General features: G+C 66.9%; 17 protein-coding genes. 3 read left to right on the top strand and 14 right to left on the bottom strand.

The genetic code is table 11. The annotated features are described in order from the left end of the window. Positions 1-9: 9 nt before the first annotated feature. From rapZ to NS355_RS02640, 4 genes are read right to left on the bottom strand one after another with little or no spacing between them, the layout of a single operon-like run. Positions 10-921 (bottom strand): RNase adapter RapZ, encoded by a 912-nt coding sequence (gene rapZ / locus NS355_RS02655; RefSeq protein WP_153008002.1) that lies wholly within the window; start codon positions 919-921, stop codon positions 10-12. Further along, on the bottom strand, positions 921-1,349 hold the full coding sequence (locus NS355_RS02650) for an HPr kinase/phosphorylase (RefSeq protein ID WP_058744235.1): 429 nt from the start codon (positions 1,347-1,349) through the stop codon (positions 921-923). The genes rapZ and NS355_RS02650 overlap by 1 nt, the downstream gene beginning before the upstream one ends. Further along, on the bottom strand, positions 1,349-2,914 hold the full coding sequence (locus tag NS355_RS02645) for a sensor histidine kinase (RefSeq protein WP_058744234.1): 1,566 nt from the start codon (positions 2,912-2,914) through the stop codon (positions 1,349-1,351). The genes NS355_RS02650 and NS355_RS02645 overlap by 1 nt, the downstream gene beginning before the upstream one ends. Then, on the bottom strand, positions 2,883-3,590 hold the full coding sequence (locus NS355_RS02640; protein ID WP_058744233.1) for a response regulator transcription factor: 708 nt from the start codon (positions 3,588-3,590) through the stop codon (positions 2,883-2,885). The genes NS355_RS02645 and NS355_RS02640 overlap by 32 nt, the downstream gene beginning before the upstream one ends. A gap of 210 nt (positions 3,591-3,800) precedes the next feature. Here NS355_RS02640 and NS355_RS02635 point away from each other — a divergent pair, with 210 nt between their 5' ends. Continuing rightward, a complete protein-coding gene (locus NS355_RS02635) occupies positions 3,801-5,408 on the top strand; it encodes a phosphoenolpyruvate carboxykinase (protein ID WP_058744232.1) in 1,608 nt (535 codons plus the stop codon). 157 nt (positions 5,409-5,565) lie between these two features. On the opposite strand, the gene rmuC is transcribed toward NS355_RS02635, so the two are convergent. From rmuC to recR, 3 genes are all read right to left on the bottom strand, one after another. Beyond that, a complete protein-coding gene (gene rmuC / locus NS355_RS02630; protein ID WP_058744231.1) occupies positions 5,566-7,020 on the bottom strand; it encodes a DNA recombination protein RmuC in 1,455 nt (484 codons plus the stop codon). A 92-nt stretch (positions 7,021-7,112) separates the two neighbouring features. Then, positions 7,113-7,634 (bottom strand): peptide deformylase, encoded by a 522-nt coding sequence (gene def / locus NS355_RS02625; RefSeq protein WP_058744230.1) that lies wholly within the window; start codon positions 7,632-7,634, stop codon positions 7,113-7,115. A gap of 45 nt (positions 7,635-7,679) precedes the next feature. Continuing rightward, positions 7,680-8,276: a recombination mediator RecR gene (gene recR / locus NS355_RS02620; RefSeq protein ID WP_058744229.1), complete on the bottom strand. Its 597-nt coding sequence runs from the start codon at positions 8,274-8,276 to the stop codon at positions 7,680-7,682. A gap of 54 nt (positions 8,277-8,330) precedes the next feature. Between recR and fmt the strand changes: the two genes are divergently transcribed. Further along, the gene (gene fmt, locus NS355_RS02615) at positions 8,331-9,236 is read left to right on the top strand and encodes a methionyl-tRNA formyltransferase (RefSeq protein ID WP_058744228.1); all 906 of its coding nucleotides are present in this window, start codon (positions 8,331-8,333) and stop codon (positions 9,234-9,236) included. Further along, positions 9,233-9,982: a tRNA pseudouridine(38-40) synthase TruA gene (gene truA, locus NS355_RS02610; RefSeq protein WP_058744227.1), complete on the top strand. Its 750-nt coding sequence runs from the start codon at positions 9,233-9,235 to the stop codon at positions 9,980-9,982. The genes fmt and truA overlap by 4 nt, the downstream gene beginning before the upstream one ends. Here the strand turns inward: truA and NS355_RS02605 are convergent. From NS355_RS02605 to NS355_RS02575, 7 genes are all read right to left on the bottom strand, one after another. Beyond that, positions 9,964-11,160: a class I SAM-dependent RNA methyltransferase gene (locus NS355_RS02605; protein ID WP_058744226.1), complete on the bottom strand. Its 1,197-nt coding sequence runs from the start codon at positions 11,158-11,160 to the stop codon at positions 9,964-9,966. The two genes, truA and NS355_RS02605, sit on opposite strands and share 19 nt — an antisense overlap. A gap of 4 nt (positions 11,161-11,164) precedes the next feature. Next, the gene (locus NS355_RS02600; RefSeq protein WP_058744225.1) at positions 11,165-12,547 is read right to left on the bottom strand and encodes a bifunctional ADP-dependent NAD(P)H-hydrate dehydratase/NAD(P)H-hydrate epimerase; all 1,383 of its coding nucleotides are present in this window, start codon (positions 12,545-12,547) and stop codon (positions 11,165-11,167) included. Beyond that, positions 12,544-12,930: a hypothetical protein gene (locus NS355_RS02595; protein WP_058744224.1), complete on the bottom strand. Its 387-nt coding sequence runs from the start codon at positions 12,928-12,930 to the stop codon at positions 12,544-12,546. The genes NS355_RS02600 and NS355_RS02595 overlap by 4 nt, the downstream gene beginning before the upstream one ends. Further along, positions 12,917-14,638: a dihydroxy-acid dehydratase gene (gene ilvD, locus NS355_RS02590; protein WP_058744223.1), complete on the bottom strand. Its 1,722-nt coding sequence runs from the start codon at positions 14,636-14,638 to the stop codon at positions 12,917-12,919. Before ilvD ends, NS355_RS02595 begins: the two co-directional genes overlap by 14 nt. Positions 14,639-14,726: 88 nt before the next feature. Continuing rightward, positions 14,727-15,077: a response regulator gene (locus NS355_RS02585; protein WP_056435315.1), complete on the bottom strand. Its 351-nt coding sequence runs from the start codon at positions 15,075-15,077 to the stop codon at positions 14,727-14,729. A 39-nt stretch (positions 15,078-15,116) separates the two neighbouring features. Further along, positions 15,117-17,537, bottom strand: a complete 2,421-nt coding sequence (locus NS355_RS02580; protein ID WP_058744222.1) for a hybrid sensor histidine kinase/response regulator — start codon at positions 17,535-17,537, stop codon at positions 15,117-15,119. An 81-nt stretch (positions 17,538-17,618) separates the two neighbouring features. Next, positions 17,619-19,646 (bottom strand): M13 family metallopeptidase, encoded by a 2,028-nt coding sequence (locus tag NS355_RS02575; RefSeq protein ID WP_058744299.1) that lies wholly within the window; start codon positions 19,644-19,646, stop codon positions 17,619-17,621. Positions 19,647-19,666: the final 20 nt, after the last annotated feature.

Genomic DNA, 19,666 nt, shown 5'->3' with positions numbered 1-19,666 from the left:
GCATATCCATCATTGTTTGGCCGGCCTGGCTTCCAAGGAGTCTTTCGGCACGGCACCCAAATCACGATGCACCACCGTGGGGGAAAAACCGCTCTGGCGCAACCGTCCCGCGATGCGTTCGGCGACATGGACCGATCGGTGTCTCCCGCCGGTACAGCCTATCGCGACGGTGATGTAGGATTTCCCGCTGGCGATATAGCGCGGCACGAGCGTGTCGAGCAGCGTCTCGATCTGCCCCACGGCCGTCTCATAGGCCGGGTCATGCCGGATATAGTCAATGACCCCCTGGTCCAAGCCGGTGCCCGGACGCAGCTCGGCCGACCAGTGCGGGTTGCGCAGGAACCGCATGTCGAAGACCAGGTCGGCGTTGCGCGGCAGCCCTTTGGAAAAGCCGAAGGACATCACCGTCAGCACCGGCTCGCTCAGACCGTCGACCGCGTAATTGGCGCGCAGCCAGTTGCCGAGGTCATTGCTGGTCATGTTGGTCGTGTCGAGCAACCGGTCCGCCATGTCGCGGACCGGGGCCAGCAGGGCACGCTCATGCGCGATGCCGTCATCCGCGGCCCGGTCCATCGCCAGCGGATGGCGGTGCCGCGTCTCGGCATAGCGGCGCTTCAACTCCGCGCCGCCGCAATTCAGGAACAGCGTCTCGATGGCGAGATTGGGGCGCTCGTTCAGACGCCGGATACTCTGGGTGATCTGGTCGGGCGCGAAGTCGCGGGTGCGCACGCCGATGCTGATCGCCAGCGGTCTGTTCTTGCCCTCCATGCCCTTGGGCGGCGCGGCCTCCAGCAGGCCGTTCAGCAGGAATAGCGGGAGATTGTCGACCACCTCCCAGCCCAGGTCTTCCAGCGTCTTGAGCGTGGTCGAGGTGCCGGCCCCGGACATGCCGGTCACCAGCAAGATGCGTTTTCGGTCCATTACGGGCATTCCTTGAGGCGTGATGCCAGCAGCTCGACCTTGATCGGGGCCGAAGCGGGGCGCGGGTTGAGCCTATAGATAGGAAGTGAGACGCCCGCGATCACGGTCTGTCGGGCCTCGGGCAGGCGTTCTTCGATATTTGGATCGGCCAGCAATTCCACGACGACGCCAATGGTCGCAGCGGCTTGGTACGGAAAAGACAGGATGCCGATGCCCCTAACCTCGATAAGTCCGGCGATCCGATCCGGCACGGCGACGTGAAGAGCGCCGTCCCTGGCCGTCGCCTCTACATAATCGTCCCCGATCAGCACAGCCCCTCGGTCGATCAACCTCAGCGCCAGATCGGATTTGCCCGTCCCCGAAGTCCCGCAGAGCATCACCCCGATCCCCCCGATCGTCACGCAGGTGGCATGGACAAGCTCACCCATCAGACGATCGCGGCCAGCGGCAGGCGTACCACGAAACGGGCTCCGCTCATCCGGTCCTCACGCGACTCGACATGGATGCGTCCCTGATGCGCCTCGACGATGGTGCGGGCGATGGCGAGGCCCAGCCCGGAATGGCGTCCGAAATTCTCCGAACTGGGGCGGATCGAGTGGAAGCGACGGAAGATCGCCTCACGCGCTTCCTCGGGCACGCCCGGCCCCTCGTCCTCGACCCGCACAACCCAGTCATCCGGCTCACCCGCAAGGCTGATCGCGACCACCGCCTCGTCGGGAGAAAAGGATAGGGCGTTGTCGATCAGGTTCTCGAAGACCCGCTCCAACCGTGCCCCTTCGCCGGACACCATCGCCGGACCCGGCTCGGTCGAATCGAAGCGGAGGCGAATGCCCCGCTCGACCCCGCGCGCCTCACGCTGGGCGATCAGCCCGGCGAGGAGTGCGTTCAGATCGACGGGATCGAACTTGGCCCGACTTAGCTGGGCATCGAGCCGCGAGGCGTCGGAAATGTCGGTGATCAGCCGATCGAGACGGCGCACATCGTCGCGAACGATCGCGAGCAATTGCGCCTGAAGATCCGGATTGTGGACCGTCTCGAGCGTGTCGACGGCGGAGCGAAGCGAAGCAAGCGGGTTCTTCAGCTCGTGAGTCACGTCCGCAGCAAAAGCCTCGGTCGCGTCGATCCGCGCTCGCAATGCCAGGCTCATGTCGGACAGGGCGCGGGCCAGCATGCCCAGCTCGTCGCGACGATCGGGCAGGCGCGGCACCACGACCTCGCGCGCCCGGCCCAGTCGAACCCGCACAGCCGCGCGTGCCAGCCGCCGCAACGGGCGGACGATGGTGCGCGCCAAGAACAGTGACAACAGCACCGAAATCAGCGCCACCAACGCCAGCAACACGCTCAACCGAAACCGTTCGATCCGGACCGTCTCGGTGATGAAGCGCGCATTCTCGGTCGCCATGAGCGCCGCGCCGTCCGGCAACGGCGCGGCGGCGGTGATAACCGGCGTGCGATCAGGCGCGCGCCACACCGAGGCGGAGACCCGTCCTTCCCGCGCCGCGCGGATGTCCGGCCATTCCGCCCCGCCGCGACGCTCGCGATAGAGCGGCGGCCGGGCCGCGCCGACCACGGTGTCGATCCCGGCGTCCAGGAAGCGGGCGATCGCCTGCCCCCAATCCTGCTTGTCCGGATCGCGAAGCACGACGTTGCGCACGCCCAGCGCCCGGCTGTCCGCGACCAGCCGCCCGGCGGCATCGAACAGCCGGATGCGCCCCCCCGTATCGCGCGCCAGCCGGACGACCAGCAGATCGCGTTCCTCGCTGCGTACCGAACTCAGCGCCTCGCCCATCAACCGCACTTCACGCAGCGACTGGGCCTCCCGGTTGTCGAGCAGCCGGGCGCGATAGGAGTCCAGATAGAAGAACCCACCCGCGAGCAGCAGCAGCGCAAAGATGTTGAGCGCCAGAATCCGCTGGGTCAGCGAAATCTGGCCCGACCAGCGCAACGCCAGGTCGGGGGCTTCACTCCTCGGAGAATCGGTAACCGGCGCCATAGAGCGTCTCGATGGCGTCGAATTCAGGGTCTACCTGACGAAATTTGCGGCGCAGGCGCTTGATATGGCTGTCGATCGTGCGGTCATCGACATAGATATCGTCCTGATAGGCCGCATCCATCAACTGGTTGCGCGTGCGCACGATGCCCGGCCGCTGTGCCAGCGTCTCCAGGATCAGGAACTCCGTGACGGTCAGCGTCACCGCCTCACCCTTCCACGTCACGCGGTGCCGCGCCGGGTCCATGGCAAGCTGCCCACGGGTCAGCGGGCCCTGCACATCGGCGGCGGGCGCACCCTGCGGCGTGCCGACATATTCAGACCGGCGCAGGATCGCCCGAATACGCGCAATCAGCAACCGCTGCGAAAAGGGCTTGGCGATATAGTCGTCCGCGCCCATCGCGAGGCCCAACGCCTCGTCCAGTTCGTCGTCCTTGCTCGTCAGGAAAATGACGGGAATCTGGCTTTTTTCACGCAGGCGGCGGAGCAGCTCCAATCCGTCCATGCGTGGCATCTTGATGTCGAAGATCGCCAGGTCCGGCGGGTTGTCAATCAGCGCCTTCAGCGCCGCCTCGCCATCCGCATAGACGCGCGTCACGAAACCCTCGGCCTGAAGCGCGATCGATACGGAGGTCAGGATGTTCCGGTCGTCATCGACCAGCGCAATGGTGGCCGTCATGCGACCGCCCCCGGACCCGTGTCATGCGAAAAGACCGCCATGGCCCTCGGTTAAGCCAAAGTGAGACACGGCTCAACCATCTTCGCCACAGAGCGTGTTTGACGTGTTAAACAAATGGCGTATGGAACGATCCAACGCATACGTATTCGCGTGCGGTGAAACAGCGCCGGGCCGTCAGGACCCGCCGCCTAGGGGAACGAGGAAGCTCTTATGAACGAACGGATTCCGGAGATCGGTCTGCAGGCCCAGGGGATCGAGACCCGCGCCACCCTGCATTGGAACCTCGTTACCGCACGGCTGATCGAAACTGCCGTCGCACGCGGTGAGGGCAAGCTGTCGGCCGACGGTCCGCTGGTCGTCGAGACGGGCGAGCACACCGGCCGTTCGGCGCAGGACAAGTTCATGGTCCGCGACGACACGACGCGCGACACCGTCTGGTGGGGCAAGACCAACAAGCCCATGAGCCCCGACGATTTCGCCGCCCTGAAGGCCGATTTCTTCGCCGCGCTCGGCCAGAAGGAGGACCTGTTCGTTCAGGACCTGTATGGCGGATCGCAGCCCGAGCACCGAGTCCGCGTCCGCGTCGTGACCGAGTTGGCCTGGCACAATCTGTTCATCCGCACGATGCTGGTCCGTCCCGAAGAGCATGAGTTGCGCAAGTTCGCCGCCGAATACACCATCATCGACCTGCCCAGCTTCCGCGCCGATCCGGCGCGCCACGGCTGCCGCTCGTCGACGGTGATCGCGGTCAACATGACCGAGAAGCTGATCCTGATCGGCGGCACGCGCTACGCGGGCGAGATGAAGAAGTCGGTCTTCGGGCTGCTCAACTATCTGCTGCCGACCACGGGCGTGATGCCGATGCACTGTTCGGCGAATATGGGCGCGGACGGTTCGACCGCGGTGTTCTTCGGCCTGTCCGGCACCGGCAAGACGACCCTGTCGGCCGATGCCAGCCGCACGCTGATCGGCGATGACGAGCATGGCTGGTCGGACACGGCGGTCTTCAATTTCGAGGGCGGCTGCTATGCCAAGATGATCCGCCTGTCGCCCGAGGCCGAGCCGGAAATCTTCGCGACGACCAAGCGCTTCGGCACGGTGCTCGAGAATGTCGTCATGGACCCGGTCACGCGCCAGCTCGACCTAAACGACAACAGCCTGGCCGAGAACAGCCGCGGGGCCTATCCGATCGACTTCATCCCCAATGCGTCGAAGGACAATATGGGGGGTGTGCCGCGCAACATCGTGATGCTGACGGCGGACGCGTACGGCATCCTGCCGCCGATCGCCAAGCTGACGCCCGAACAGGCGATGTATCACTTCCTGTCCGGCTATACCGCCCGCGTGGCGGGGACCGAGATCGGCGTGACCGAGCCGGACGCAACCTTCTCGACCTGCTTCGGCGCGCCCTTCATGCCGCGTCATCCGTCGGTCTATGGCAATCTGCTGAAGGAACGGATCGCCAAGGGCGGGGTCGATTGCTGGCTGGTCAATACCGGCTGGACCGGCGGCAAGTACGGCGTCGGCCATCGCATGCCGATCAAGGCGACCCGCGCGCTGCTCAACGCCGCGCTGGACGGCAGCCTGAACCAGGTCGAGTTCCGCACCGACCCCAATTTCGGCTTCCAGGTTCCGGTATCGGTGCCCGGCGTCGATGCCGCGATCCTGAACCCGCGTGACACCTGGGCGGACAAGGCCGCCTATGACGCGACGGCGGCCAAGCTGGTCGGCCTGTTCAACGAAAACTTCCGGCAGTTCGCCGATCATGTCGACGATGGCGTCCGCGCCGCCGCGCCGATGGGAACGGTAGCGGCTTGATGGGTCAAGGGGGGGCATTCCAAACGAACGCCTCCCCTCTTCTTCTCTCTCCCCTGGACAGGGGAGAGAGAAGGAACTCACCTATGGGTGCCGATCGGTCATACTATCCACCCAATTGGCTGACTCACGCCCTTTCCAGCCCTTTGGCGGAACACCCCTATTCCATCTCGGCCTCGGCCAGATCCGCGACCGGTAACAGCTTGGTCAACGGACGCACCGCCTGTTCGCCGATCGGCGGGGAGTCGATGCTCTTGCCGCCGGTATCGATATTGAGCGCTTCGAAGCGTCGCGCACTGGTCAGCACCTGGCTCTCCAGGCTGCCGACAAAGGCGTTATAGGCCGTCATCGCGGTATCGAGGTTCTTGCCCAGCTTCGACACATGGCCGCCCATCACGGCAAGGCGCGCATAGAGTTCCTTGCCCAGCGCCCCGATCTGCCGCGCTTCCTGCGCCAGCTTCTCCTGCCGCCAGACCGCCGCAACCGTTCGCGCGATCGCGATCAGGTTGGTCGGGGTCGCCAGCAACACGCGCTTGTCGAACGCGAAATCCCAGAGCGTGGGGTCATTCTCCAGCGCCGCCGACAGGAAATGCTCGCCGGGAACGAACATGATGACATAGTCCGGCGCATCCTCGAACTGGTTCCAATAGCTCTTGTTGCCCAGGCCGTTGACGTGCGCGCGCATCGCCGCGGCATGGCGCGACAGCCCCAGTTGACGCTCGGCCTCATCGACCGCGCCAAAGGCATCCTGATAGTCGTTGAGCGAAACCTTGGCATCGATCACCAGCGCCTTGCCGCCGGGGACGCGCACGATCGCGTCGGGACGCAGGCGACCGCCCTCGCCGTCATCGACGCTGACCTCGGTCTGGAAATCGGCATGTTCGGACAGCCCGCAGCTCTCCAAAACGTTGCGAAGCTGCTGCTCACCCCAGCGGCCGCGTGCCTTGGGGGCGTTGCGCAGCGCGTTGACCAGCTTGGCCGCCTCGCCCGAGACGCGCTCCTGGCCGATCCGCATCGCCTCGATCTGGCCCTTCAATTCGCCGAACGCATCGCGGCGTTCGTCCTCGACCTTGCGCACGCCCTCTTCGTAACGCTGAAGCCGCTGATGCACGGGGTCGAGCAGCGCCTTGAGCGTCTGGCCGGACGCTTCCTCCGACTGGCGGAAGCGCGCCTCGGCCCGCTCCAAGAACTGACGCTGTGCCACTTCCAGCGCGCGCGCCGCCGCCTCGCCGAACTGGGCGTTGATCTGTTCGCGCGCCTGCCCCAGCGCCTCCAGCGTCTGGGCATAAGCCGTTTCGCGTTCCTGCGCACGGGCCCGCAATTCGGCCAATTCGCGATGCGCGGCGTTGCGCTCGGCCTCGACGGCATCGCGTGCCGCCCGGATCACATCGAGGTCGGCCGCACGACCGCGCAGTTCGGCCAGCGCCTGCAATGCCTCGCTCCGGTCGCGCTCGGCGGCGTCGCGGGCGGCGCGTAGCGGCTCCACTTCCCCCGCACGGGTCGTGGCGGTCGCCAGTTCGGCGGCCAGGCCATCGGCCTTGCGCCGCCCGGCCAGCCAGCCGACCACGCCCCCCAACAACAGGGCGAGCAGGGCAACTGCGATCAATTCGGGCATTTCAACAACCTGTCAAACCTCGGGACAGGTCGGAACATAGAACGAACGTAGCCGGTCGAACAAGGTCATTCGACCGGCCGCGCCGGGAAAGGTCAGCCCTTGCGCATCTTGTTCAGTTTGCGCATCAACATGTCGCGCTTCAACCGGCTGACATGATCGATGAACAGCACGCCGTTCAGGTGATCGATCTCATGCTGCATGCAGGTCGCGAGCAGCCCGTCGAGCTCCGCCTCATGCGCCTCGCCCTTTTCGTCCAGCCACTTCACGCGGCAGGAGGCGGGGCGCTTCACCTCGGCATATTGCTCGGGGATCGACAGGCAGCCCTCGTTATAGGTCGACAGTTCGTCGCTGACCGACAGGACTTCGGGGTTGATATAGGCCTTCGGGTTCTTGACCGGCTTGCCTTCCTCATCCTCTTCTTCCTGCAGGTCGATGACGAGAATGCGCTGGTCGACGCCGACCTGGATGGCGGCGAGGCCGATGCCGTGCGCGTCGTACATCGTCTCGATCATATCGGATACGAGCTGGCGGACGCTATCGTCCACCGTCTCGACGGGCTTGGAGACGAGACGCAGGCGGGGGTCGGGAATTTCGACGATCGGAAGAATGGCCATGGCGTTTTCGCTACGGTCAGCAGCGAAAACCGTCAAGCCAGCGGATCAGACCACCGGCCGCCTTGCGCGCAGCGCCTGGGCCAGCGTGCCTTCGTCCAGATAGTCCAGCTCGCCACCGACCGGCAGGCCATGGGCGAGCTGGGTCACGCGCACCGGAAAACGCTCGATCCGCTCGGCGATGTAATGGGCAGTGGTCTGCCCCTCCAGTGTCGCGTTCATCGCCAGTACGACCTCGTCCACGCCGCCGCCCTCGATCCGGCGGACCAGCGCGTCGATCGTCAGGTCCTCGGGCCGCACGCCCTCCAGCGCGGAGAGCCGCCCGCCCAGCACATGGAAGCGCCCCGGAAACAAACGCGACCGTTCCAGCGCCCAGAGGTCGGCGACCTCCTCCACTACGCACAGCGCGCCTGCATCGCGCCGGGGGTCGGCGCAGATGGCGCAAGGATTGGCGGTGTCGATATTGCCACAGGTCGAACAGGTCTCCAGCCGCTCCTCGACCGCCCCCAGCGCGGTCAGCAGCGGGACCAGCGCCGCCTCGCGCTTCTTGAGCAGGTGGAGGACCGCGCGACGGGCCGATCGGGGGCCAAGGCCAGGAATACGCGCCAGCGCCTGGGTCAGCGCCTCGATCTCGGGGGATGCCATGGGTGAACAGATAGGGGGTTGCGCGCCGTCCCGCCAGCGCAGAGAGGCGTCCTTATGCGGATCATCTTCATGGGTACGCCGGGCTTTGCCGTCCCGGTTCTGCAAGCGCTGGTCGAGGCCGGTCATCAGGTCGTCGCCAGCTATAGCCAGCCGCCGCGCCCCGGCGGGCGGCGCGGGCGGCAACTCGTCCCCTCGCCTGTGCAGCAGACGGCGGAAGGTTTGGGCATCCCGGTGATGACACCGGTATCGCTCCGTTCGGCCGAGGAGCAGGCACGGTTTGCCGCGCTGGATGCCGATGTCGCGGTGGTCGCGGCCTATGGCCTGATCCTGCCGCAGGCGATCCTCGACGCGCCGCGCCTGGGGTGCCTGAACGTCCATGGGTCGCTGCTCCCACGCTGGCGCGGTGCCGCCCCCATTCAGCGGGCGATCCTCGCGGGCGATGTCGTGACGGGTGTCGGCATCATGCAGATGGAGGCCGGGCTCGACACCGGGCCGGTCCGGCTGGAAGGCTCGACGCCGATCGGTCGCAAGACGACGGGTGAGTTGACCGAGGAACTCGCCATGATGGGCGCGGAGCTGATGGTCAAGGTGCTGGCCGACCCGGAACGCTATCCGGCGCGGCCGCAGCCTGCCGAGGGCGTCACCTATGCCGCCAAGATAGACAAGGCCGAGACCCGGCTGGATTTCACCAAAAGCGCGATCGCGCTGGAGCGGCAGGTTCGCGCCTTTCACCCCGCCCCCGGCGCCTGGTTCGAATATCAGGGGGAGCGGATCAAGCTGCTCTCCGCCGAGCCGGTCGACGGTGACGGTGCCCCGGGCGAGGTGCTGGACGACCGGCTGACCATCGCCTGCGGCGAAGGCGCGCTTCGGCCCATCATCGTCCAACGCGCCGGACGCGGCGTATCCAGCGCCGACGATCTGCTGCGCGGTTTTGCCATCCCGGCGGGGACGCGGCTTTGACGCGATTTGCGCTGACGGTCGAATTCGACGGACGGCCCTTCATGGGCTGGCAGCGCCAGTCGCATGGCCCCAGCGTTCAGCAGGCGCTGGAGGATGCCGTCCATGCCGTCACCGGCGAGCGCACTGCCGTCCATGCGGCAGGCCGTACCGATGCGGGCGTACACGGCCTCGCCATGCGCGCGCATGTGGACATCGCAAAGGACATCGCGCCCTTCCGCCTGATGGAGGCGATCAACGCGCGGATCCGGCCGAACCCGGTCGCCGTACTCGATTGCGTGACGGTGCCGGACGACTGGCACGCGCGCTTCTCATGCATCCGGCGATCCTATGAATATCGTATCGTCAACCGCCGCGCGCCGCTGACCCATGAAGCCGGATTGGCGTGGCAGGTGCCGCAGCCGCTCGACGAAGCCGCCATGGCGGACGCCGCCGGGCGGCTCGTCGGGCGGCATGATTTCACGACCTTCCGATCGGTTCACTGCCAAGCGGACAGCCCGGTGCGGACGCTCGACCTATTGTCGGTCGAACGGGTCGGGGCGCGGGTGTTCATCCGGGCCGCCGCGCGCTCCTTCCTGCATCATCAGGTGCGGTCGATGGTCGGATGCCTGGCGCTGGTCGGCATGGGCCGCTGGTCACCCGACGATGTGGAAGCGGCGCTGAACGCCCGCGACCGCGCGCAGCTGGGGCTGAACGCGCCGTCGGACGGGCTGTTCTTCGTGGCGGCGGATTACCCGGACGAAGGCTGACGCGAGAAACGGGCGGCCAGCTCGACATGGGTCGACCAGCGGAACTGGCCCACCGGCTGTACCCAGTCGAGCTGCCACCCCTGATCGACCATCGCCTTCGCATCGCGCGCAAAGCTGGACGGATTGCACGAGACATAGGCGACGGCCCGCACCTCGGCGCTGGCCAGCGCGTCGGCCTGATCCCGCGCGCCTGCACGCGGCGGATCGAGGACGATCGCGTCGAACCGGTCCAGTTCCGCCTTGGTCAGCGGTCGGCGGTACAGATCGCGATGCTCGGCAAAGACCATACGCCCCGCACCATTGGCCGCGCCCTTCAGCGACAGGATCGCGTCGCGCGCGCCCTCGGCGGCATAGACCTTGCCCGGCAGCGCGAGCGCGAAGGTGCCGAGCCCGGCGAACAGGTCCGCGGTGGTGCGGGGATTGCCCACCGCCTCACGCACGGCGGCGACCAGAGCCGCCTCGCCATCGGCAGTTGCCTGAAGAAAGGCCCCCGGCGGCAAAGGCACGCCGACGCCACCCAGGGTGATCGTCACCGGCTCCGGCTCCCAGCGGGTTTCCGCGCCCAGCCCGTCATCGACCGAAAACCGCGCAACGTCATGCCGCTGGCAGAAGGCGATGATCGTCTCGGCCGCTTCCAGCCCGTCGGGCGAGAAACTGGTGACGAGGATGTCCGCCCCCTGATCAGCCAGCGCCAGATGCACGTCGCCACGCCGCTTGAACCCCAGTCGCTGGAGCAGCGCGCGAAGCGGGGCGACCAGCGCGAACAGCGTGGGGTGCAGGATATGGCATTCGGCCATATCGACGATGGCGTGGCTCTTTTCCTCTGAAAAGCCGATCATCACGCGCCCACCCTTCGCCTCGGCATGGAGGGTCGCGCGACGGCGGCTGTGCGAGGGCGAGCAATGCGCGGGGCGCAGCGGCGCGGTCAGGCCCTGCGCGTCGAGCGCGGAGGCGATGCGGTCGGTGACGAACCCGGCATAGCTTTCGTCGTCCAGATGCTGGAGCTGGCACCCGCCGCAGCGCGGGAAGTGGCCGCAGGGCGGCGTCTGGTGATGCGGACCGGGCATGACGGTGCCGTCGGCCGACAGGGTATCGCCGGGTGCGGCAAAGGCAGCGTGGCGGCCGGTCGCGGTCACGCCGTCGCCCCGGGCGGCGACGCGGATGATGGTATCGCTCATGCGATCAGCCTCTGACGGCGGAAAGCGCGTCTGCCAAGTCGTCCGCGATGAAAGCCTTGCCCAAGCGTCGTGCGGCCTGGGCATGGAGCCAGACCCCCGCCTCCGCCGCCGCCAGCGGTTCGAGCCCCGCCGCCAGCATTGCGGCCGTGGCTCCGGCCAGCACATCGCCGGTGCCTGCGGTGGAAAGCCAGGGGCTGGCCTCCGGGCAGAGGATCGCACGGCCATCGGGGGCGGCGATGACGGTATCCGCCCCCTTGTGGGCGACGACGGCTCCGCTTTGCCGGGCGGCGCGGCGCGTGGCGCTGAGTTTGTCGCCGGTCACCTCGCCGAACAGATGGGTGAACTCGCCACCATGTGGGGTGAGGATCTTGGGGCCGTCATGCTTGGCAATCATTTCCAGCTCGATCAGCCGCAGCGCGTCACCGTCGATGACGAGTGGCCGTCCAGTGACGAGCGCCGCCCTCAGCCGCGTCGAAGCGTCGTCGTGCCGCCCCAGGCCGGGACCGATCACGATCGCGCCGATCCGATCTTCACCCAACGCGTCTGCGGTATAGGGTCGGCGCACGATGGCGTGCGGAGCGGCCGAGCCGGATACTTCCGCCGATGCTAGGTGGAGCACATAGCCTGCTCCTGCTCGCAAGGCGGCGAGCGCCGCCAGTTCCGAAGCGCCCGACATGCTGCCCGCGACGACGGCAACCATGCCACGGTTGTATTTGTGCGAGTTCGCATCCGGCTCAGGCAAGTTCGGTCGTGTCAGGGTGCGGGCGTGCGATCGCGTAGCGACGCCGATATCCAGCAAGCGCACCTCGCCCATGACGCTGGCGGCCGGTTGCAGGAGATGCGACAGCTTCACCGCCCCCAGCGCAAGCGTAACGTCAAACTGTGGTACCTTGCCCAGCGCCTTGCCATTGTCGGTCGCGATCCCGGTGGGCAAGTCGACCGCGATCCTCAGCCAAGCCGCTCCGGCAAGCCGGATCAACGCATCCTGCACTTCGCCAGAAGGCGGCCGCGATAGACCCGTTCCGAAGATGGCATCGACCAGGACGGGTGCGGCCTCCGCACCATTCAGCGATTCGACCGCGCCGCCCCAAATTTCGGCAGCCCGCCTGGCCCCGGCACTGCGCGGCGCTTCGCTGGCAGCCACCCGTACCGCCAAGCCCTGTCGCTTGAGCGCCGCCGCCGCAATATAGCCATCGCCGCCATTGTTGCCCGGGCCGCATAGCACCAGCATTTCGCGCCCGGCGGCCAATCGGGCCGCCGCCTGCGCGATGGCGGACCCGGCGCGATCCATCAGGGTCGCCTCGGTCACATCGCCGACCATCGCCGCCTGTTCCGCCGCCCGGATCTCGGCCGCAGTCAGGACGGGAAGGCCATCGATCGGAATCACTGTGCGCCCGCCGCAGCTGGCAGCCGATAGCGGTCGCCGCCGATCGCTATCTCGATGGTCCGGTCCCCGACCATCGTGACCGATGCGGGCTGGGCACCGTCCGCGACGTCCACGCCGCGTCCGTCATGCGTCACTCGAAGCCGCCGAAATCCGCCATCGGGATGCCGGACGGTCAGCATGACCGCGCCTCCCGCGCCCGACTGTTCCACCGTACAATCGCTGGCAAAGGCCTGTGCCCCCGCCAGCGCGCATTGGATGGTCAGGCCGGGTTTCTGTTCGGCGGCGGGGCCGTTCTGCGCCGCCGCCTGCCGTTCTTCCTGCCCCCCCGAGCAGCCGGCCAGCGCCAGGGCGCCGACCAGCCATCGTGGATCAGATATCCGCATAGACATGGCGCTCGGACTTGGCGCCGGGGTGCGTGACCGCGCCCTGATGCGCGGGGCCGACATTCTGGGCATAGCGCCACAACACACCCGCCTGATAATCGTTTACGCGCGGAGCCCAGCGCGCGCGACGCTCGTCCAGTACGGCAGGCTCGACCAGCAGGTCGATCGTGCCCGCCTCGGCGTCGATCCGGATCGTATCGCCATTCTCGACCAGCGCGATCGGGCCGCCATCGGCCGCTTCGGGACCGACATGGCCGATGCAGAATCCGCGCGTCCCGCCCGAGAAACGACCGTCAGTGATCAGCGCCACCTTCTCGCCCAGCCCTTGCCCGTAAAGCGCGGCGGTGGTCGACAGCATCTCGCGCATCCCCGGACCGCCCTTCGGCCCCTCATAGCGGATAACGACCACGGTGCCCTCGGTGATGGCGCGCGCTTCGACGGCGGCGAAGGCCTCTTCCTCGCAGTCGAAGACCTTGGCGGTGCCCTCGAACTGGAGGCGCTTCATGCCCGCCACCTTCACGATCGCCCCCTCGGGCGCCAGCGACCCGCGCAGGCCGACCACGCCGCCGGTCGGGCTGAGCGGGGTCTTCACATCGTAGATGACCTTCTGGTCCGGGTTCCAGGTGACCTCGTCAATATTCTCGGCCAGCGTCTTGCCGGTCACGGTGATGCAGTCGCCGTGCAGGAACCCGCCCGCCAGCAGCGTCTTCATCAGCATATAGACACCGCCCGCCTCATACATATCCTTGGCGACGTAGCGGCCGCCGGGCTTCAGGTCGGCGATATAAGGCGTGGTCTTGAAGATGTCGGCCACGTCAAACAGGTCGAAGTCGATCCCCGCCTCATTCGCCATCGCGGGCAAATGAAGCCCGGCATTGGTCGAGCCACCGGTCGCCGCAACGACGCGCGCGGCATTCTCGAACGCCTCACGGGTGCAGATGTCGCGCGGACGGATGTTCCGGGCGATCAGCTCCATCACCTGCTCGCCCGCCGCCTCGGCGATGCCGTGGCGGTCGAGGAAGGGCGCGGGCATCATGTTGCTGTTCGGCAGCGACAGGCCGATCGCCTCACCGACGCAGGCCATGGTGTTGGCGGTGAACTGGCCCCCGCACGCCCCGTGACCGGGGCACGCGACCTTTTCCAGCGCGATCAGGTCGTGAAGCGGGCAGTTGCCCGCCGCATGCTGGCCCACCGCCTCGAACACGTCGACCACGGTCACGTCGCGGTCATGATGACGGCCGGGCAGGATCGAGCCGCCATAGACGAAGATCGACGGCACGTTCAGGCGCAGCATCGACATCATCATGCCCGGCAGCGACTTGTCGCACCCCGCAAAGCCGACCAGCGCGTCATAGCAATGGCCGCGCACCGACAATTCGACCGAATCGGCGATGACTTCGCGGCTGACCAGCGAGGACTTCATGCCCTGATGGCCCATCGCGATGCCGTCGGTCACGGTGATGGTGTTGAAGCGGCGCGGCATGCCGCCGCCGCGAATGACCCCCGCCTGCGCGGCGTCGGCCTGCGCATCGAGGGTGGTGTTGCAGGGGGCCGAGTTGTTGCCCGCACTCGCCAGCGCGACGAAGGGCTTGGCGATATCTGCTTCCTGGATGCCCATCGCATAATAATAGCTGCGATGGGGTGCGCGCTCCGGGCCGACGGAAACGTGGCGGGACGGCAGGCGAGACTTGTCGAATTGGCGTGTCATGGCGCAGGCCTATGTCGCCAGACGGCCCTCATACGCAAGCAAATTTCGCAACGACCGATATTCTCGGGCGTTTGCAGGCGTCAGCCGGTCAGAGCGAACCCAATGCTTTCGCCACCCCGTCCATGGTGAACGGCTTTTGCAGACGGGGACGGTCGCGGAACCGCTCGTCCACCGCATCGTCCGCGCCGCCGGTGGCGAACACGAACGGCACGCCACGCTCAGCCAACGCTTCAGCGACGGGGGTGCTCTTCTGGCCGCCCCGCAGGTTGACGTCGAGAATGGCGGCGTCGATACCGCCCTCCGCCACCCGCGCCAGTGCGTCATCGACGCTGTCCACGGTGCCCGCGACCTGTTTGTCGAGGACGTCCAGGAAATCCTCGAGCATCATGGCGATCAGGGGTTCGTCCTCGACGATGAGGATCTGCACGGGCTCTGTCATCGTCATCGCCATACCATGCTTTGCGCCCCGCGCCAGCCGCTAGTTGCGGTCCGGCCCCTGCCCGGTCCCTTGCGTCAGCGCCGCCTGTGTCGCCTCGGCCAGTTGCTGGACTGAGAAGGGCTTGGGCAGGAAGCCGACATTGGGCAGCGTGATCGACTTGCGCAGCTGTTCCTCGGCATAGCCCGACATGAACAGCACCGCGAGGTCGGGATAGCGTTTGCGGACCAGCCCGACCATGGTCGGCCCGTCCATCGTCGGCATGACCACGTCGGAGATCAGCAGGTCGGGCTTGCCATGCTTGTCGAGCATCTCCAGCGCCGCCTCGCCATTCTCGGCCGAGATGACGGTATAGCCCTGTCGCGACAGCGCACGTTCGGCGACGGCGCGGACCATATCCTCGTCCTCGACCAGCAGGATCGTCCCCGAGCCCCAGGGGGTCGTGACCTTGGTCGGGGCCTTGGTCGGGCTGGCCTTGGTCGGGGAGACGGCCGGGGCGGCATGGACCGGCAGGTAGATCGAGAATTTCGCCCCGCCCCCCGGCGGCGAGTCGGCGAAGATATAGCCGCCCGACTGCTTGATGATACCGTACACCGTCGACAGGCCCAGGCCGGTTCCCTTGCCCAGTTCCTTGGTCGTGAAGAAAGGCTCGAAGATCTTGCCCAGAATCTCGGGCGGGATGCCGGTGCCGTTGTCGCTCATGATCAGCGCGGTGTAATCGGCGGCGGGCAGGATATCGTTGTTGAGCGCGCGCGCATCGGCCATCGACACGGCGCGCGTCTGGATGGTCAGGATGCCGCCGCCCGCCGGTTCGTTCTCCAGGATCGCATCGCGCGCATTGACCGCGAGGTTGACGACCACCTGCTCCAACTGCCCCGGATCGGCGCGGACCGGGCCCAGATTGCGGCCATGGCTGACATCCAGCCGCACCCGCTCTCCGAGCAGCCGCTTGAGGAGGTTCGACACCTCCGACACGACATCGGGCAGTTGCAGGATCTGCGGCCGCAGCGTCTGCTGGCGAGAGAAGGCGAGCAGCTGGCGGGTCAGGCTGGCGGCACGGTTGGAGTTGGTGCGGATCTGCTGGATATCGTCATAGTCGCTGTCGCCGGGCGAGTGGCGCATCAGCATCAGGTCGCAATGCCCGATGATCGCGGTCAGGATGTTGTTGAAGTCGTGCGCGACGCCGCCCGCCAGCTGACCGACCGCCTGCATCTTGGTCGCCTGCGCGACTTCGCGTTTCAGGCGGCTTTCCTCCGAATTGTCCTTCAGGCTGAGCAGTACCGCCGCTTCGCCGAGGCCACGCGCGCCCGCTATGGTCAGCGCGACCGGTTCTTCGGGATGATCCTTCAGCCGCACCGCCATGTCGGCAGAATGCGTCGCCCCGCTGGCAAAGCGCCGGATCGCGTCAGCGACCGCGGCCTTGTCCTCCCGCACCACCAGGTCACCAGGATAGAGCGGCGGCGCGGTGCCGTTGACCCCGGCGGCGCGCATGAAGGCCGAGTTCATCTGGATGAAGCGCCCGTCGCGGTCGACCAGCGCGATCCCGAAGGGCATCAGCGAGACAAGGCCTCGGACATGGCTGCCCGCGCTCGTGCCTGCGGGGGCGATCAGTTGTTCTTCCTCGTCGAGCAGCGCGACCAGCATCGGCGCCCCCTCCCCCTCGACGAACGGAATTTGCAGGATGCGCAGGGGCTTTCCTTCGCCCTTCGCCAGTTCGGCGGCGAAGCGGACCTGCCCGCCCGGATCATGCGCCAGGAAGGTCGCGAAGTCGCGACCGACGATCGACATCATGTCCCCGCCCATTGCCCGCGCGCACAGCACCCGGTTGGCGGCGCGGACGCGACCATCAGGGGCGATCAGCGCGGCCATGATGCCCGCCGTGCCCAACCGGTCGCCATGGATGCCGCCGATCAGCCGCTCGGCCGTCTCGGCCAAGTCCTGTTCCTCGGCGATCGCGAAGCGCCAGACCAGCAGGTCAGCCTCGTCGCCCGCGCGCGTGATCAGAACCGACAATTCGGTGCCCATCAACGCGATCCGGTCCGCCCGGCCCAGCCCGTCACGCCAGGCGGTCCGCCCCGCCTCCGCCAGCGTTTCCACCGACGTCGCGTCGAGCGGCACACCTGGCGGAGTCGGCATCGTCGGGAAGAGCGAGGCATAGGCGTCATTGGCGCACACCAGCCGTCCGGCTCGGTCGGTAACGGCAATCGCGTCCACGCTGGCATCCGCCACGACCCGCGCGAAATCCCAGTCGACGCTGCGTCGGCTATGTTCGACCTTGGGGGTCAGGATACGCCAGACCAGGATGACGCCAAAGGCCAGCAGCGCGGTCGCCAGAAACCCCGCCGCGACGACCCAGCTGCGGATCGCCACGAACAACAAGGCGGCCGCGCCCACGCCGCTCGCGATCGACACGGCGGCCGCGACGCGGGCGGGGTGAAATCTATCGAGGGACGCGATCGCCATCGGCAACCCATCATCCGGCAACCCGGCATGGTCAAGCCCGATCCCTCGGACGGACGCCCCATGCCGGGAAGCGGGTGCCGATTACCAGATCCGGACGCGCTGTTCCGGCGTCAGATACAGCTTCTCGGTCGGCTTGGGGCTGTAGGCCGCATACCAGGGGTCGAGATTGCGCACGACCCAGGCGCGCTGCTGCGACGGCGAGTGCGGATCGGTCAGCAGGCGGTTGCGGAGGTTCGCCTCGCGGTAATTGCGCCGCCAGACCTGTGCCCAGCCCAGGTAGAAGCGCTGGTCGCCGGTGAAGCCGTCGATCACCGGCGCCGCCTTGCCCTTCAACGACCCGTGATACGCGTCATAGGCGACCGACAGACCCGCCAGGTCGGCGACATTCTCGCCCAGGGTCAGCGCGCCCTTCACATGCAGGCCGGGCAAAGGCTCATAGGCATCATATTGCTTCACCAGAGCGCCGGTACGCTCCTTGAACGCCGCGACGTCCTTGGCCGTCCACCAGTCGGTCAGCTGACCGTGCGCGTCGAACTTCGATCCCTGATCGTCGAAATGGTGGCTGAGTTCATGGCCGATCACCGCACCGATGCCGCCATAATTGACCGCTGGATCGGCCTTCGGATCGAAGAAGGGCGGTTGCAGGATGGCGGCGGGGAAGACGATCTCGACCATGCCGAAATTGGCATAGGCGTTCACCGTCATCGGGGTCATGCCCCATTCCCAGCGCTGGATCGGCTTGCCGAGATGGCCGATATTGTCCTCATGCCGCCACTGGGCCGCACGCAACGCGTTGCCGAAGGCGTCGCCGGAGACGATCTTCAGACCCGAATAATCCTTCCAGCGATCGGGATAGCCGATCTTGGGCGTGAAGGCGGCCAGCTTGGCATGGGCCTTTGCCTTGGTTTCCGGTGCCATCCAGTCGAGCTGATCGATCCGCTTGCCCATCGCGGCCAGGACATTCTTGACCAGCGCATCGGCGGCCAGCTTCGTCGCGGGCGGGAAATAGCGGGCGACATAGACCTTGCTCACCTCGTCGCCGAGCGCGCTGCTCGTGAAGTCAACCGCGCGCTTCCATCGCTCCTGCTGCTGCGGCGTGCCCGACAGGACCGTGCCGTAAAAGGCGAACTGCTCGCGATCGAATCGGGCGGGCAGGACATCGGCGAACTCGTCGAGCGAGCGGAGCAGGAGCTGGTCCTTCAACACCGCAATCGGCGTCGACTGGATCAGCGCGGCGATGCCCGTCACCGCCGTCGGCTGCGCGACGACCAATGTGTCGACCGGCGTGCCTACACCCTTCAGATAGGTCGCGAAGTCGAAGCCCGGTGCGCTCTTCGCCAGATCGGCGACCGTCATCTTGTTATAGGTCTTGGTCCGGTCGCGGCTGTCGATCCGGGTCCAGTGGACCTTGGCGATCTCCGTCTCGAAGGCGACGACCGCCTGAGCCCGTGCCTCGGCATCCGGCTCACCCGCCATGGTCAGCATCTTGGACAGATGCCCCTGATAGGCCGCGCGCTGGGCGGCGATCTTCGGATCGCTGCTCAGGTAATAGTCACGGTCCGGCATCCCCAGACCGGCCTGGCGCAAGCCGACGGTGTAGAGATTGGGCTGGCGCGCATCCTGCCCGACGCCCGAACCGAAGGGGATGCCCACGCCGTTGCGATCCGCCTCGGCCAGCAGGGCGGCATAGCCCGACTTGTCGGTCAGCCCCTTGATCCGGTTCAGCCAGGGCTGGATCGGTGCCAGACCCTTGGCCTCGATCGCGGCGGTGTCGAGATAGGTGGCATAGGCGGTGCCGATCTGGTTCCGCTGCCCCTTGGCCTGTTCCAGAATGGTGTGGGTCCGCTCTCGCGACAGGTCGGCGAGCTTGTCGAACGCGCCATAGCTGGACTTGTCGGCCGGGATGGCGGTGGTCATCGCCCATTCGCCATTGGCAAAGGCGTAGAAATCGTCGCCGGGGCGGACGGACTTGTCCATGCCCTTTTCATCGAAGCCGAACCGCCCATAGGTCGGACCCTTCGAGGCGGCGGGGCTGGTCTGCGCGTTCAGCGCCACGGCCCCCGTGATCGCGGTCGCGCCGAGCAGCGCGGCGATGGCCAAGCTCTTCATCATTCTCTCCAAAACACAAA

Origin of the sequence: Sphingomonas yabuuchiae (genome assembly GCF_001477495.1) — a bacterium.
GTDB lineage: Bacteria > Pseudomonadota > Alphaproteobacteria > Sphingomonadales > Sphingomonadaceae > Sphingomonas > Sphingomonas yabuuchiae_A.
Note: the sequence above shows the minus strand (reverse complement) of the source record. Positions and strands in the feature narration are given on the sequence as shown.

Coding starts and splice junctions, on each gene's coding strand:
- NS355_RS02580 (WP_058744222.1), bottom strand. CDS start 17,537: ATGGCGATCGCGTCCCTCGATAGATTTCACCCCGCCCGCGTCGCGGCC.
- fmt (WP_058744228.1), top strand. CDS start 8,331: ATGCGGATCATCTTCATGGGTACGCCGGGCTTTGCCGTCCCGGTTCTG.
- rmuC (WP_058744231.1), bottom strand. CDS start 7,020: ATGCCCGAATTGATCGCAGTTGCCCTGCTCGCCCTGTTGTTGGGGGGC.
- NS355_RS02575 (WP_058744299.1), bottom strand. CDS start 19,646: ATGAAGAGCTTGGCCATCGCCGCGCTGCTCGGCGCGACCGCGATCACG.
- NS355_RS02640 (WP_058744233.1), bottom strand. CDS start 3,590: ATGACGGCCACCATTGCGCTGGTCGATGACGACCGGAACATCCTGACC.
- recR (WP_058744229.1), bottom strand. CDS start 8,276: ATGGCATCCCCCGAGATCGAGGCGCTGACCCAGGCGCTGGCGCGTATT.
- NS355_RS02645 (WP_058744234.1), bottom strand. CDS start 2,914: ATGGCGCCGGTTACCGATTCTCCGAGGAGTGAAGCCCCCGACCTGGCG.
- NS355_RS02635 (WP_058744232.1), top strand. CDS start 3,801: ATGAACGAACGGATTCCGGAGATCGGTCTGCAGGCCCAGGGGATCGAG.
- NS355_RS02595 (WP_058744224.1), bottom strand. CDS start 12,930: ATGCGGATATCTGATCCACGATGGCTGGTCGGCGCCCTGGCGCTGGCC.
- NS355_RS02605 (WP_058744226.1), bottom strand. CDS start 11,160: ATGAGCGATACCATCATCCGCGTCGCCGCCCGGGGCGACGGCGTGACC.
- def (WP_058744230.1), bottom strand. CDS start 7,634: ATGGCCATTCTTCCGATCGTCGAAATTCCCGACCCCCGCCTGCGTCTC.
- ilvD (WP_058744223.1), bottom strand. CDS start 14,638: ATGACACGCCAATTCGACAAGTCTCGCCTGCCGTCCCGCCACGTTTCC.
- rapZ (WP_153008002.1), bottom strand. CDS start 921: ATGGACCGAAAACGCATCTTGCTGGTGACCGGCATGTCCGGGGCCGGC.
- NS355_RS02585 (WP_056435315.1), bottom strand. CDS start 15,077: ATGACAGAGCCCGTGCAGATCCTCATCGTCGAGGACGAACCCCTGATC.
- NS355_RS02650 (WP_058744235.1), bottom strand. CDS start 1,349: ATGGGTGAGCTTGTCCATGCCACCTGCGTGACGATCGGGGGGATCGGG.